General features: G+C 52.2%; 4 tRNA genes. All 4 read right to left on the reverse strand.

The annotated features are described in order from the left end of the window. Positions 1-71: 71 nt before the first annotated feature. Positions 72-148 (reverse strand) — tRNA-Val (locus F9B85_RS14185). 6 nt (positions 149-154) lie between these two features. Then, a tRNA-Met gene (locus F9B85_RS14190) sits at positions 155-231 on the reverse strand. Between the two features lie 5 nt (positions 232-236). Further along, positions 237-323: transfer RNA gene (locus F9B85_RS14195), tRNA-Leu, on the reverse strand. Between the two features lie 29 nt (positions 324-352). Continuing rightward, positions 353-427 (reverse strand) — tRNA-Cys (locus F9B85_RS14200). Positions 428-429: the final 2 nt, after the last annotated feature.

Below are 429 nucleotides of genomic sequence, written 5' to 3' on the forward strand. Positions count from 1 at the left end.
GCGGAATCGAACCACCGACACGAGGATTTTCAGTCCTCTGCTCTACCGACTGAGCTATCGAGGCAAATACATGGTGGACGATGACGGAATCGAACCGCCGACCCCTTGCATGTCAAGCAAGTACTCTAACCAGCTGAGCTAATCGTCCCTTTTATGGTAGCGGTGGTAGGATTTGAACCTACGACCCTACGGGTATGAACCGTATGCTCTGACCAACTGAGCTACACCGCCAGATGTGGTGCCGAAGGCCGGGGTCGAACCGGCACGAAGTTTCCCTCACAGGTTTTTGAGACCAGCGCGTCTGCCAATTCCGCCACTTCGGCATGTTAAATAAATATTTGTTAAGTTATTTTGGAGGCGGCACCCAGATTCGAACTGGGGGATAAAGGTTTTGCAGACCTCTGCCTTACCACTTGGCTATGCCGCCAT

Source organism: Heliorestis acidaminivorans, from assembly GCF_008933955.1.
Classification (GTDB): Bacteria; Bacillota; Desulfitobacteriia; order Heliobacteriales; family Heliobacteriaceae; genus Heliorestis; species Heliorestis acidaminivorans.